Raw genomic sequence first — 13593 nt, 5'->3', positions numbered from 1 at the left:
AGTGAATGTGGAAGCGACGGCGCGCATTTTACAACTAACGGCGTGCTTGTCATCCATCTCGTGCGTCACTTTTCGTTCCCGCTCCGGTGCCGGTTCACGCTGTGGCTGGTCCGGCAAGGGCCAGGGGCGGGTAGAGGCCAGGTGCCATGAGGACGGCAGCCTGACCTTCACCGAAACGGGGCATTTCCAGCAGGATGCGCTACCCGAGCCCTCCGGTATCTCGTCAGCCCGCCCCCTGCCCTTTCACAACGTCTTTCGCTGGCGTTCTCATGCCGAGCATGTCGCCCTCTCCCACGAGCGTCGTGGCGTCGATGCGGCGGTATGGCTGTTCGACCTGGTGGTCGCCGAGGACGAGCGAGATGCCGATTTCGTCTCCCGAGAAGCCCACCTGTGCGGCGATGACCGCTATCGTGCCACCCTGACATTCACCGAGGATGGCTTCGATCTCGAATGGACCATCCACGGGCCGCGCAAGGATGAACACCTCCATTACCGTTATCGGTAAGGAGCGGCTTCCTTGCCATGCCCATTCTCCCCCCTCTTCCGACCGGAGGCCGAACGATGTCCCTTGATGAGAATCCCGCCACCCCCCAGGCCCGGCTCGCCGCACTGCGCGATGCCATGCAAGCCCAGGCCATCGACGCCTGGTGGCTGCCCTCCTCGGACCCGCACGGTTCCGAATACCTTCCGGAGCACTGGCAGGGGCGTGCCTGGCTATCGGGTTTCGATGGCTCGGTGGGCACCTTGGTGGTCACCCGGCAGAGCGCCGGCCTGTGGGTCGATAGCCGCTACTGGGTTCAGGCGGAGGAGCAGCTCGCCGGCAGCGGTATAACGCTGATGAAACTCCAGCCCGGTCAGGCCCAGGCGCCGATGCAGTGGCTCGCCGGCGAGCTTCCCGCCGGTGCCACGCTGGGCTTCGATGCCAGCGTGGTCTCCCTGGCCAATGCGCGGCAACTGGAGGAGGTGCTGGCCCCCAAGGGTATCGCGCTGCGCGGTGACATCGATCTGCTCGACGCCATCTGGCCCGGTCGCCCGGCATTGCCCGAGGCGCCGGTGTTCGAGCACCCCGTCGCCTACACGGGAAGCTCGCGCCGGGAGAAGCTGGCGCGGCTGCGCGAGGCCATGGCCGAGCACGGCGCCGACTGGCACATCGTCTCGACCCTGGACGACATCGCCTGGCTGACCAACCTGCGCGGCGCGGATGTCGACTTCAATCCGGTCTTCCTCGCCCATCTGCTGGTCGGCCCCGAGCGGGCCACCCTGTTCGTGGCGCCGGGCAAGCTCGATGCGGCGCTGACCGAGGCGCTTGGCCGAGACGGCATCGCGATTGCCGATTATGACGCCGCCGCTCATGCGCTCGCTGAGTTGCCCGGGCACGCCCGACTGCTGCTCGACCCGGCGCGCCTCAGCCTGGCGCTGTTCCAGGCCCTGCCCGACACCCTTGAGATCACCGAGGCCTACCAGCCCTCGACCCTGGCCAAGGGGTGCAAGGAAGAAAAGGAACTGGCTCACGTGCGACAGGCGATGGAAGAGGATGGCGCCGCGCTGTGCGAATTCTTCGCCTGGCTGGAAGAGGCCCTGGCCCAAGGAGAGCGCATCACCGAGCTGACCATCGACGAACGCATCACCGCCGAGCGCGCCGCGCGGGAAGGCTTCGTCTCGCGCAGTTTCGCGACCATCGCTGCCTTCAATGCCAATGGCGCGCTGCCCCACTATCATGCCACCGAGGCCGCCCATTCGGTCATCGAGGGTAACGGGCTGCTGCTGATCGACTCCGGCGGCCAGTACCCGGGCGGCACCACGGATATCACCCGGGTGGTGCCCATCGGCGAGATCACGGCCGCCCAACGCGAGGACTTCACCCGGGTGCTCAAGGGCACCATCGCCCTGTCCCGGGCGCACTTCCCCCGGGGTATTCCCGCACCGCAGCTCGACGCCATCGCCCGGGCGCCACTGTGGGCCTCGGGCCGCGACTACGGGCACGGCACCGGGCATGGCGTGGGGTATTTCCTCAACGTTCACGAAGGCCCCCAGGTCATCGCCTGGTATGCGCCCTCGTCACCACACACCGCCATGCAGCCGGGGATGATCACTTCGATCGAACCCGGGGTGTATCGCCCCGGGCAATGGGGCGTGCGCATCGAGAACCTGGCGGCGAACCGGCCCGCCGAACGCAGCGACTTCGGCGAGTTTCTTGAGTTCGAGACGCTGACGCTGTGCCCCATCGATACCCGCTGCATCGACGTCGCCCTGCTCGGCGACGAGGAGATCGCCTGGCTCGATACCTATCATGCCGAGGTGCGAGAACGCCTGGCGCCGAAGGTCGGCGAGTCTGCCCGGGCCTGGCTGAATGAGCGCACCGCGCCGCTCAGGGAGCAGTAGCAGCAATGGCGCCCGCGGGCGCCATTACTGTCGTGCCAATCGAGGCCTGGCTCAACCTTCCTGCCAGGACTTGACCAGCTCATCGTAGGGCACGGTCTTGCCCTGGGGCTTCTCGTTGTCGAGCTTGGGCTTGGGTGCGCCGGGCTGGTCGAGCCAGTACTGCGGGTCGCGCTTCTCGTTGAGCCTGGGCCCGCACTCCTCCTGCACCTTGGCGCGTTCCAGGCGTTCGAGGATACGATCCTGGGCCTCGGCCAGGCCGTCGAGGGCTTCCTGGGCGCTGGATTCCCCGCTGGCGGCCCGGGAGACGTACTGCCACCACAGCTGGGCCAGCTTCGGATAGTCCGGCACATTGGTGCCGGTCGGCGACCATTGCAGGCGTGCCGGGCTGCGATAGAACTCGACCAGGCCGCCCAGCCTGGGGGCCGCCTCGGTCATCGCCTCGGACTGGATGTCCGATTCGCGAATCGGCGTCAGCCCGACCAGGGTCTTCTTCAGCGACACGGTCTTGGAGGTCACGAACTGGGCATACAGCCAGGCCGCCAGGCGATTCTCCTGGGGCGTCGAGTCGAAGAAGGTCCAGGCACCCACGTCCTGATAGCCCTTCTTCATGCCGTCTTCCCAGTAGGGCCCCACCGGCGAGGGCGCCATGCGCCACTTGGGCGTGCCATCCTCGTTGACCACCGCCAGGCCTTCCTTGGTCATGTCCGCGGTGAAGGCGGTGTACCAGAAGATCTGCTGGGCGATGTTGCCCTGGGCGGGAACCGGACCGGCCTCGGAGAAGGTCATGCCCTGGGCGGCGGGCGGCGCGTAGGCCTTCAGCCAGTCGACGTACTTCTGGGTGGCAAAGACCGCCGCCGGGCCGTTGGCCGCCCCACCGCGCGCGACCATGGAGCCCACCGGGTGACACTCCTCGACACGGATGCCCCACTCGTCCACGGGCAGCCCGTTGGGGATGCCCTTGTCGCCCGCGCCAGCCATGGAGAACCAGGCATCGGTGAAGCGCCAGCCCAGGGACGGGTCCTTCTTGCCGTAGTCCATGTGGCCGTAGACGCGCGTGCCGTCGATCTCCTTGACGTCGTTGGTGAAGAAATCGGCGATGTCCTCGTAGGCCGACCAGTTGACCGGCACGCCCAGCGCATAGCCGTACTTCTCCTCGAACTGCTGCTTGATGTCGGGGTCGTCGAACCAGTCGGCACGAAACCAGTAGAGGTTGGCAAACTGCTGGTCCGGCAACTGGTAGACCTTGCCATCCGGCCCGGTGGTGAACGACAGGCCGATGAAGTCGTCCAGGTCCAGGGTCGGCGAGGTGAACTCGGCGCCATCGCCCTCGATCATCTCGGAGATCGGCACCACCTTGCCGTAGCGGGAATGGGTGCCGATCAGGTCCGAGTCGTTGACGTAGCCATCGTAGATGTTGCGCCCGGACTGCATCTGGGTCTGCAGCTTCTCGATGACGTCGCCCTCCTGGATCAGGTCGTGATTGACCTCGATGCCGGTGATCTCGGTGAACGCCCTGGCCAGCACATCCGCCTCGTACTGATGGGTGGTGAGGGTCTCGGAAGCGACGTTGATTTCCTTGCCGCGCAGCGACTCCGCCGCGTCGATGAACCACTGCATCTCCTTCATCTGCTCTTCCGGCGTGAGCGTCGAGGTGGAGAATTCCTGCTCGATCCAGCGCTTGGCGGCATCCTGGTACTGGTCGGCGAAGACCGGGCTGGGTGCCGCGATCCAGCCGACCAGGCTCATCGCCATGGCGATGCGGGTCAGCCGTGGTGTGTGGTGTATAGAAGACATGGCAACCTCGTTGTTGTGTGGTGTTGGTGTGGTGCGTCGTTGGCGTCGTGCCCCGAATCAGCGGTGGTTCACCCCCATTTCATGATGACGATGGCTGCCGTCACGCTGGCCAGGGTGGCAACCCACAGCGGCCAGCCGGTCAGGCCGAGCAGCAGCAGGTGAGCGTAGCCGGCGATCAGCAGGCTGATGAACAGACGATCGCCGCGGGTCGTCGAGATGGGCAGGAAGCCCTTGCGCTGGTGCCCCGGCGACACCGTCTGCCAGACCGTCATCCCGGCCAGGATCAGGCCGATGACGATGAAGAAGAGCGCCGTCGGCAACGTCCATGCCATCCATTCCATGTGCTGCCCTCCTCGTTACGAATCGGTTTTCACACGCGCCCCAGGGCAAAACCCTTGGCCACGTGATTGCGCACGAAGTAGATCACCGCGACACCCGGCAGCAAGGCCACCACGCCGGCGGCGGCAAGCACTCCCCAGTCGATTCCCGAGGCGGAGACGGTGCGCGTCATCTGCGCCACGATAGGCTTGGCGTCCACCGAGGTGAGGGTACGGGCCAGCAACAGCTCGACCCAGGAGAACATGAAGCAGAAGAAGGCGGTGACGCCGATGCCCGGGCGAATCATCGGAATGAAGATGCGCAGGAAGAAGCGCGGGAAGCTGTAGCCATCGATATAGGCCGTCTCGTCGATCTCCTTGGGCACGCCGGACATGAAGCCTTCGAGGATCCATACCGCCAGCGGCACGTTGAACAGGCAGTGCGCCAGGGCCACGGCGATCGGCGTGTCGAACAGGCCAATCGAGGAGTAGAGCTGGAAGAACGGCAGCAGGAACACCGCCGGGGGCGCCATGCGGTTGGTCAGCAGCCAGAAGAACATGTGCTTGTCGCCGAGGAAGCGATAGCGCGAGAACGCATAGGCCGCGGGCAGGGCCACCGCCAGGGAGATGACCATGTTCATCGACACGAAACTCAGCGAGTTCAGGTAGCTCATGTACCAGGTCGGGTCGGTGAAGATCACGCGGTAGTTGGCGAGGGTCGGCTCCACCGGCCACAGCGACAGGGTGCCGAGAATCTCACGGTTCGTCTTCAACGACATGTTGATCAGCCAGTAGATCGGCACCAGCACGAACAGCATGTAGGCGATCAGCACGAGCAGCTTTCGGGTTCTCATGGCACACCTCAGCCCTTGTCGTCGGCGTGGGTCATGGCGGTGTAGAACAGCCAGGTCACCAGCAGGATGATCAGGAAGTAGATCAGCGAGAAGGCGGCGGCGCGGCCCAGGTCGAACTGCCCCACCGCCATCTGGGTCAGGGTCTGGCTGAGGAAGGTGGTGGTCGTGCCCGGCCCGCCCCCGGTGAGCACGAAGGGTTCGGTATAGATCATGAAGCTGTCCATGAAGCGCAGCATCACCGCGATCAGCAGCACGTTCTTGAGCTTGGGCAACTGGATGTAGCGAAACACCGCCCAGTGGGAGGCGCGATCGATGCGCGCGGCCTGGTAGTAGACATCGGGGATCGAGCGCAGCCCGGAGTAGCACAGCAGCGCCACCAGGGAGGTCCAGTGCCAGACATCCATGATCAGCACGGTGACCCAGGCATCCGCGGGGTTGGAGGCGTAGTTGTAGTCGATGCCGAGATCATGCAGCAGCCGACCGTAGAGGCCGATGTCGCCGCGGCCGATGATCTGCCAGATGGTGCCGACCACGTTCCAGGGAATCAGCAGCGGCAGCGAGAGCAGGATCAGGCAGATCGGCACGCCGAGGCCGCGACGCGGCATGGACAGGGCGACGATGATGCCCAGCGGAATCTCGATCGCCAGCACGCTGAAGGAGTAGGCGAACTGGCGCAGCAAGGCGTTGTGCAGGCGCTCGTCGCGCAGGATCTCGCGATACCACTCGGTGCCGACGAAGTAGCGGGTGCTGGGATCGAAGATATCCTGTACCGAATAGTTGACCACCGTCATCATCGGCACGATGGCGCTGAAGGCCACCAGCGCGACGACCGGCAGCACCAGCCACCAGGCCTTGTTGTTGTGCACCTTCATGGGTGGCCTCCCTCGGTCATCTCCACCAGGACGTCGTCGGCATAGAAGCGGGTCCAGCGTTCGGGAAACAGCACCCCGACCTCGCCATTCGGCACCGCCTGGTCCTCCTCGATGCGCGCCTTGATCAGCGGGGCGTCGACCGCCCCCTTCAGCTGCAGATCGAGAATCCGGTAGGTGCCCAGGTCCTGCACCAGGCCGACCGAGGCACGCAGGCGGGCCTGGCCGGGCGCCACCAGTTGCACGAATTCGGGGCGGATGCCCAGCATCAGCCGTTGCGCGCCCCATTCGGCGAGGGCCTGCCGGGTCGCCGGCGCCAGCGGTAGCTCGATGCCCGCCAGCAGCACGCCTTCGGCACTCGGCGTCACCGCCAGCAGGTTCATGCCGGGGCTGCCGATGAAGTACCCGACGAAGGTGTGCGCCGGGTTCTCGAACAGCTCCCGGGGAGTGCCGAACTGGACGATCTGGCCGTCGTACATGACCGCGATCTTGTCGGCGAAGGTCGAGGCCTCGAGCTGGTCGTGGGTCACGTAGACCATGGTGATGTTGAAGCGCTCGTGGATCTGCTTGAGCTTGCGGCGCAGGCGCCATTTCAGTTGCGGGTCGATGACGGTGAGCGGCTCGTCGAACAGGATCGCCGCCACGTCGTCGCGCACCAGGCCGCGGCCCATCGAGACCTTCTGCTTCTCGTCCGCGGTGAGGTTGCGCGCCTTGCGATGCAGAAGGTGCTCGATCTCCAGCGTCTGGGCCACCTCCGTGACCCGTTCGGCGATCTTGGCCGCCGGCTGGCGCTGGTTGCGCAGCGGGAACGCCAGGTTGTCGTGGACCGTCATGGTGTCGTAGATCACCGGAAACTGGAAAACCTGGGCGATGTTGCGCTGCTGGGGCGTCAGGCCATTGACCGACTTGCCGTCGTAGAGCACCTGCCCCTCGGAAGGCTCGAGCAACCCCGAGATGATGTTCAGCAAAGTGCTCTTCCCGCAGCCCGAAGGGCCCAGCAGGGCGTAGGCGCCGCCCTGCTCCCAGACGTGTTCCATGCGGCGCAGCGCATAATCTTCGGGACCGGCCGGATTGGCGTGGTAGCTATGGGCCAACTGTTGAAGACGAATTTCCGCCATGGCTGGTTCTCACTCCGGCACGTTCGGGGATCGAGTGGGCGAGCGGACCAGAGCACCCTGGTCATCGAAGGCGAACAGCTTGTGGCAGGGCACGTAGACGCGAATCTCGTCATCCACATGGAAGTCGTGGATGCCTCCCAGGTGCAGCACCAGTTCCAGGTCGTCGTTCTCCACATGCAGGAAGGTCTCGGACCCGCTGATCTCGGCCACGCCGACCGCCACCCGGAACTCCAGATCGTCATCGCCCATCGGCGCCAATCCCAGGTGGCTGGGGCGAATGCCCAGGCGATAACGCCCCTCTTCCAGCGTGGCCAGGGTCGTCGGTAACGGGAAGGTCGTGCGATCGATGACCAGCTCGCTGCCGCGCACCTCGACATCCAGCAGGTTGATGGGCGGCTCGCCGAACAGGGCGGCGGCCTCGGCGGTTTCCGGATGGTGATAGACGCTGTCGCTGGGTCCGCTCTGCAGGATGCGGCCTTCGTGAATCAGCGTGGTGGTATCGCCCAGGGCCAGGGCCTCGCCGGGTTCCGTGGTGGCATAGACGGCGATGGTGTTGCGCGAATGAAACAGCTTGCGCATCTCCAGACGCAGCTCCTCGCGCAGCTTGTAGTCGAGATTGACCAGCGGCTCGTCGAACAGCACCAGGTCGGCATCCTTGACCAACGCCCGGGCCATGGCGGTGCGCTGCTGCTGGCCCCCGGAAAGTTCCTGTGGATAGCGTCCCAGCAGATGCTCGATGTGCAGCATGCCGGCGGTTTCCTCGACCCGGCGGGCGATGTCCCGCTTGGGCACCTTGGCCAGCTTGAGCGGCGAGGCAATATTGTCGAAGACGTTCAGCGTGGGATAGTTGATGAACTGCTGATAGACCATCGACACATTGCGCTGGCGCACCGGCACGCCGGTCATGTCGCGACCGTTGAGCAGCACCCGCCCGTGACTGGGGCTGTCCAGCCCGGCCATCAGACGCATCAGTGTCGTCTTGCCGGCCAGGGTATGGCCCAGCAGCACGTTGAAGGTACCGGACTCCAGGGTCAGGCTGGCGTCGGTGATATGCCTCTCGCCGCTCACGGTGCGCTCGATGTGCTCGAGGGTCAGGGACATGGATCGTCGGTTTCCTTTCGGGTTCGCGCATTCTGCAAGCCCCAAGCGAACGCCATGCCAAGGCTGGAAAACGAGACTTCAGCCTTGTGCAAGAAACCAGTAGACCTCTGTTGCAAGAGGAGAAAAAACCACCCTATACCTTGGTATAAACGCTTTTCCACCCGACCCGACTACCCTTGGATGAACAGCTGCTGAACACCCTTGAACACTCAACAATGAACAATAACTGTTCGGGAACGAACATTGCGCCCGCTTCGGGTCAAGGAACCTCCCATGAGTGAGAGCGCCGTCGATCGTCGCCAGCCATCACCTCAGCGCATCAACCGTGCCTCGCCGCACCAGCATACCGAAGATCGCCAGTGGCACCCCCGACGCTGTTCGGCCGCCGATACGGCCCAGCGACTCGCCACCATGCAGCCGCTGCTGTCGCTGCTGGGCCAGGGTGTGATCGCCGAGTTCGACGAGATGTTGCGCCATTGGCAATGCTGTCTGGTGGTGACCGATCGCGACGGCGTCATTCTCGAGCGCTGGGGCGAGACGCCTCTGTTGCCCCCGGCCTGTCAGGCGTGGTTGTCCCCGGGGGCGCACTGGGGCGAACGCTACTGCGGCCGCAATGCCATCGGTACCTGCCTGGCAAAAGGCAGGAGTGTCGATGTGATCGGCGACGAACATGCCTGTGGCGCGCTGCATCACCTGGCGAGCTTCGCGGTGCCCTTGAAGCTCCCGAACGACAATGTCGACGCCTGCCTGGCCCTGCTGAGCGACCCTTACCGAAACCCCACGCGCCATCACAGCGGCCTGTTACAGGTGCTCTCGATGCAGATCGAGAACCGCCGCCTGATCAATCACTATCGCCATGATCACTATCGCCTGACCTTCAACTCCAACCGCGACAACCTGGATAGCCCCCGCTCGGGGCTACTGATTCTCGATGGACAGGGCCGGCTCGTGGCCAGCAATAGCCGAGCACGCTGGCTGCTGGGGCTGGAGGCCGAGCATGCCCGGGGGCAGCATCTCGAATCGCTCTGCGACGAAAACTGGCAGGCCATCGTTGCACACCTCGACGGCGACATGACCCTGCGCTTCGCCGGACGCTATCACTGTCATTGTCGCCTGGCCGCGCCGATCTCGGCAGCCCCGGCGGGCGCCCCAGCTTCGCCGCTTCAGCGGCTCGACCTGGGCGATCCTCGCATGCATCAGGCGATCACCCTGGCCTCGCGACTCAAGGACAGCGGCATCGCCATGCTGATCCGTGGTGAGACCGGCACCGGCAAGGAGGTCTTCGTCAAGGCCCTGCATGCCGCCAGCCGGCGCGCCAGCCAACCCTTGGTCGCCATCAACTGTGCCGCGATCCCCAGCGAACTGGTCGAGGCCGAACTGTTCGGGTACGTGCGTGGCGCGTTTACCGGCGCCGACCCGCGCGGCAACATCGGTCGTCTGCGCGAAGCCGATGGCGGGCGACTGTTCCTCGACGAGATCGGCGACATGCCGCTTGCCGTGCAGGCACGCCTGCTACGCGTGCTGCAGGAGCGGCGAGTGACGCCGCTGGGTGGCGGGGTGTCCTACCCGGTGGATATCGAAGTGATCGCGGCCACCCACCGTCCCTTGATCGAGGACGTGGCTACCGGGCGGTTTCGTGCCGATCTCTTTTACCGCCTGTGCGGCGTCGAGATTCTGCTGCCGCCGCTTCGCGAGCGAGAAGACCGGCAAATGCTGGTCCAGGCGGTGCTCGACGGTCTGATCCGTGATGCCGCCGAGCCGCTGCGAGACGATCCGCGACCCGGTTTTTCCACGCCCTCGCCTGCCCTGCTCGACTGGCTGATCCAGCAACCCTGGCCGGGAAACATACGCCAGCTGGAGAATGTGTTGCGTGTCGCCATGGCCATGGCCGACGGGCCCGTGCTCGAGCTCCACCATCTGCCGGCCAACCTGTTGGCATCGGCTGCACCTCCCGCCACGTCGTCCCTCGGGGAAGCAACGCCCCCACACCCTGCTAGCGGCTCACTCAGCCTGGCAGAACGCCTGGCCGAACACGGTGGAAACCTCTCTGCCCTGGCACGGCAAATGGGCATCAGCCGCACGACCCTCTACAAGCGCTTGCGGGAGCAAGCCGCGGCCTTGCAGGCATGATCGAAAAGTCTGATAAGGAGCGTCGAAAAAAGACATATCGCACTCTTTAAATTTAACAATATTTACTTACCGGTGTTGCTTATACAGTGGTGTTTCAGAATCTTGTAAGACATTGCCGACAACGCTTGTCAGCCATTTTATACAAACACTGTAAGCCTCTGTTCTGGATAATTAATTCCGTTATTCTGGGTCGTCTCGCATTCTCCAAGGACTCCGCATGGCGACCTCGACCGGCCTCCAGTTCACTCTCCGTCGCGCCAATGAGGACGCCGACCTCGCGGTCATCGACTTCCATCTCGAGGAAGCCCTCTCCCAACCCTTCGAACTCACCGTGACCCTGGCCAGCCGCCGGCCCGATCTTGCCGCCGGCGACTGGCTCGAACGCGAGGTGACCCTCACCGTGTGGCAGGACGGCAAAGCCCTGCGCCGCGTGCATGGCGTGGTCGCCGAGTTCGCCCAGGGCGATCGCGGTCACCGCCGCACCTTCTACACGCTTCTCGTCAGGCCGGCCCTGTGGCGGCTCTCCCTGCGCCACAACTCGCGTATCTTCCAGCAGGTCTCGCCGCTAACCCTCATCAACACCCTGCTTGCCGAGCGCGGCATCAAGGATGCGACCTTCGCGGTGACCCGGGAGCCCGTCGAGCGCGAATACTGCGTGCAGTACCGCGAGACGGACCTTGCCTTCATCGAGCGCCTGGCCGCCGAGGAAGGCCTGTGCTATTTCCACGAATTCGACGAGCGAGCGGGTGGCGCCCATCGCCTGGTATTCGCCGACGATCCCAAGATGCTCGGGAGCCTGGGGTCGCGGCCCTATCACAGCCGCGCCGGGGGTACGGCGCTGGTCCGCCATGTGCGGCGACTGCGCCAGACAGCCCGGGTGCGCCCGGCCTCGGCCATGCTGAAGGACTACTCCTTCAAGCAACCGGCATATGCGCAATTACATGAACAGGTCGGCAGCGCGCTGGAAGAACACGCGCAAAGAACCGACTACGAGCACTTCGACTATCCCGGGCGCTACAAGGCGGATGTCTCGGGCCAGGCGTTCACCAAGACCCGCCTGGAACGGTTGCGCCGTGATGCCCTCACTGTGAACGCCGAAAGCGATCTACCCGAACTGCGGCCCGGGACCCGTTTCACCCTCGCCGGGCACGATAACGACGCGCTGAACCGTGACTGGCAGGTCATCGAGGTGGTCCACGACGGCGTCCAGCCCCAGGCGCTCGAAGAAGACGCCGTCGGCGGTGACGGCATGACTAAATACACCAACACCCTGGTGCTGATGCCTGCCGACCAGGCCTGGCGGCCAGCGCAAGATACAAAGCCGCGCGTCGATGGGCCCCAGGTGGCCTTCGTGGTCGGTCCCGAAGGGGAAGAGATTCACTGCGACGTCCACGGTCGGGTCAAGGTGCGCTTCCCCTGGGACCGTTATGCCGTCGGTGATGACACCAGTAGCGCCTGGATTCGCGTCGCCCAGGGCTGGGCCGGTGGGGGTTATGGGTCGATCGCGATTCCTCGCATCGGCCATGAAGTCATCGTCTCGTTTCTCGAAGGCGATCCGGACCAGCCGCTGATCACCGGGCGCACCTATCACGCGGTGAATACCCCGCCCTATGCCCTGCCGGAGCACAAGACGCGCACGGTGATTCGCACCCAGACCCACCAGGGCGAGGGCTTCAACGAACTGCGCTTCGAGGATGCCCAGGACAACGAGCAGATCTGGATTCATGCCCAGAAGGATCTCGAGCTGCTCACCGAAAACGATCGAACCGAGGAGATTCGCCGCGACAGCCATCTCACGGTCCAGCGCGACCGCCTCACCGTGATCGAGCGCGACGAACACCTCCACGTAAACGGTGAACGACGCACGAGGGTCGATGGCGATCAGAGCCTGATCGTCCAGGGCTCGCTGCACCTTAACGCCGGTCAGGCCTGGCTCTCGGAATGCGGGCGTGAGCTGCACATCAAGGCCGGCCAGCAGGTCGTGCTGGAGGCGGGTGACGAATTCACCCTGAATGCCGAGGGCAGCTTCCTCAAACTCGACCCCAGCGGCGTGACAATGAGCGGCCCCAAGGTGCGGCTCAATGCCGGGGGCAATCCGGGCAAGGGTAGTGGTCAGCGTACCGCGATACCGCTGCTGCCCGAACATGCCACCCCGGAATCCCACGAAGCCATACCCCCCGTCGCCTACGACGCGCTACTCGAGTCATCAATGCAGGGCTTCATCACCTTGGACACCTGCCAGATCCAGGACGTCACCCTGGCCTCCGGCCCCGACAACTGCAGCCTGGGAGCGCAATGCCGATGCGGATGAGTCGTTTCCTAGTCGATCTGGCCTGGCATCGGGACGGGCTGCGCCAGCTGTTCGAGACCGAACCGTCGCCTCGCTATCACCTACTCTACCTGCAGACCCACCAGCACGAACAGGCCACTGCCGGCCCGCTGCTCGTCGAACCCGCCTCGCTGGTCGCCCTTCAACGCTACCGCCCGTGGGTCGAAGAGGGGCTGGCCATCGAGCTGGTCTCGGCACAGCCGTTCGACAGGGTCGCCGATCATCTGAAGACCCTGACGGTGATCGAGTGCGAGCAGGCGCCCCCCTCCCTGTTTCGTTACGCCGATCCCCGCGTCCTTGCCGGGCTCGAAGCCTCGTTGAACGCGCCTGAACGGGCGCGGCTACTGGGGCCGAACGAGCGCATGCGGGGCGTGGTGGCAGGCCAGGCCTGGCAACTGCAACAGGACACCGAGGCGGCGGCACGTTACGCGTCAAGCGAGGCTCCCTTCCGACTGACCCGGCAGCATCTGCAAGGCATCGAGGCATGGCGCAGGCAATTGATGCTGCAACCCTTGGCCGCGCAATACGCCATCTCCCTCGAGCGCTTGATCGACTGGTACCAAGAGCATCACGCAACGGGCGTCGACAATGAACAAGCGTGTCTCGAATATTGCCGGCGTAAGGCACATGAAGCTCGTATTAGCGACACTCGTGCCCATCCAGAAGAAGAAATATCGTCATGAATACTCTCGACCTTCC

Annotated in this window: 11 protein-coding genes; 5 read left to right on the top strand and 6 right to left on the bottom strand. The window is 64.7% G+C overall.

What is annotated here, in order from left to right:
* Positions 1–46: 46 nt before the first annotated feature.
* Together BUA41_RS12770 and BUA41_RS12765 are read left to right on the top strand one after the other, a co-directional pair.
* Positions 47–505 carry a DUF6314 family protein gene (locus BUA41_RS12770; RefSeq protein WP_084671551.1) on the top strand — a complete coding sequence of 153 codons (459 nt, stop codon included), beginning with the start codon at positions 47–49 and terminating at the stop codon, positions 503–505.
* A gap of 56 nt (positions 506–561) precedes the next feature.
* Entirely contained in the window at positions 562–2382 is a 1821-nt protein-coding gene (locus tag BUA41_RS12765; protein ID WP_072823465.1) for an aminopeptidase P family protein, read from the top strand.
* 51 nt (positions 2383–2433) lie between these two features.
* Here the strand turns inward: BUA41_RS12765 and BUA41_RS12760 are convergent, their stop codons facing one another.
* The 6 genes from BUA41_RS12760 to BUA41_RS12735 all read right to left on the bottom strand — a co-directional run bounded on the left by BUA41_RS12760 (position 2434) and on the right by BUA41_RS12735 (position 8435).
* Entirely contained in the window at positions 2434–4134 is a 1701-nt protein-coding gene (locus BUA41_RS12760; RefSeq protein WP_139249129.1) for an ABC transporter substrate-binding protein, read from the bottom strand.
* 110 nt (positions 4135–4244) lie between these two features.
* The gene (locus tag BUA41_RS12755) at positions 4245–4517 is read right to left on the bottom strand and encodes a DUF2160 domain-containing protein (RefSeq protein WP_072823461.1); all 273 of its coding nucleotides are present in this window, start codon (positions 4515–4517) and stop codon (positions 4245–4247) included.
* A 29-nt stretch (positions 4518–4546) separates the two neighbouring features.
* Complete coding sequence (locus BUA41_RS12750) at positions 4547–5347, bottom strand: carbohydrate ABC transporter permease (protein WP_072823459.1); 801 nt, start codon at positions 5345–5347, stop codon at positions 4547–4549.
* An 8-nt stretch (positions 5348–5355) separates the two neighbouring features.
* On the bottom strand, positions 5356–6219 hold the full coding sequence (locus BUA41_RS12745) for a carbohydrate ABC transporter permease (RefSeq protein ID WP_072823457.1): 864 nt from the start codon (positions 6217–6219) through the stop codon (positions 5356–5358).
* Positions 6216–7334, bottom strand: a complete 1119-nt coding sequence (locus BUA41_RS12740) for an ABC transporter ATP-binding protein (RefSeq protein WP_072823455.1) — start codon at positions 7332–7334, stop codon at positions 6216–6218. Before BUA41_RS12740 ends, BUA41_RS12745 begins: the two co-directional genes overlap by 4 nt.
* A 9-nt stretch (positions 7335–7343) precedes the next feature.
* Positions 7344–8435, bottom strand: coding sequence for an ABC transporter ATP-binding protein (locus BUA41_RS12735; RefSeq protein ID WP_072823453.1), 1092 nt, complete (start codon positions 8433–8435; stop codon positions 7344–7346).
* A 273-nt stretch (positions 8436–8708) separates the two neighbouring features.
* Between BUA41_RS12735 and BUA41_RS12730 the strand changes: the two genes are divergently transcribed.
* From BUA41_RS12730 to BUA41_RS12720, 3 genes are all read left to right on the top strand, one after another.
* On the top strand, positions 8709–10565 hold the full coding sequence (locus BUA41_RS12730; protein WP_072823451.1) for a sigma-54-dependent Fis family transcriptional regulator: 1857 nt from the start codon (positions 8709–8711) through the stop codon (positions 10563–10565).
* Positions 10566–10782: 217 nt separating this feature from the next.
* Positions 10783–12876 carry a type VI secretion system Vgr family protein gene (locus tag BUA41_RS12725; RefSeq protein ID WP_084671548.1) on the top strand — a complete coding sequence of 698 codons (2094 nt, stop codon included), beginning with the start codon at positions 10783–10785 and terminating at the stop codon, positions 12874–12876.
* Positions 12873–13577 carry a DUF4123 domain-containing protein gene (locus BUA41_RS12720; RefSeq protein ID WP_175546972.1) on the top strand — a complete coding sequence of 235 codons (705 nt, stop codon included), beginning with the start codon at positions 12873–12875 and terminating at the stop codon, positions 13575–13577. Before BUA41_RS12725 ends, BUA41_RS12720 begins: the two co-directional genes overlap by 4 nt.
* The last annotated feature ends 16 nt before the right edge of the window (positions 13578–13593 follow it).

The organism is Modicisalibacter ilicicola DSM 19980, from assembly GCF_900128925.1.
GTDB classification, from domain to species: domain Bacteria; phylum Pseudomonadota; class Gammaproteobacteria; order Pseudomonadales; family Halomonadaceae; genus Modicisalibacter; species Modicisalibacter ilicicola.
This window is presented reverse-complemented; position numbering and strand designations above follow the sequence as displayed.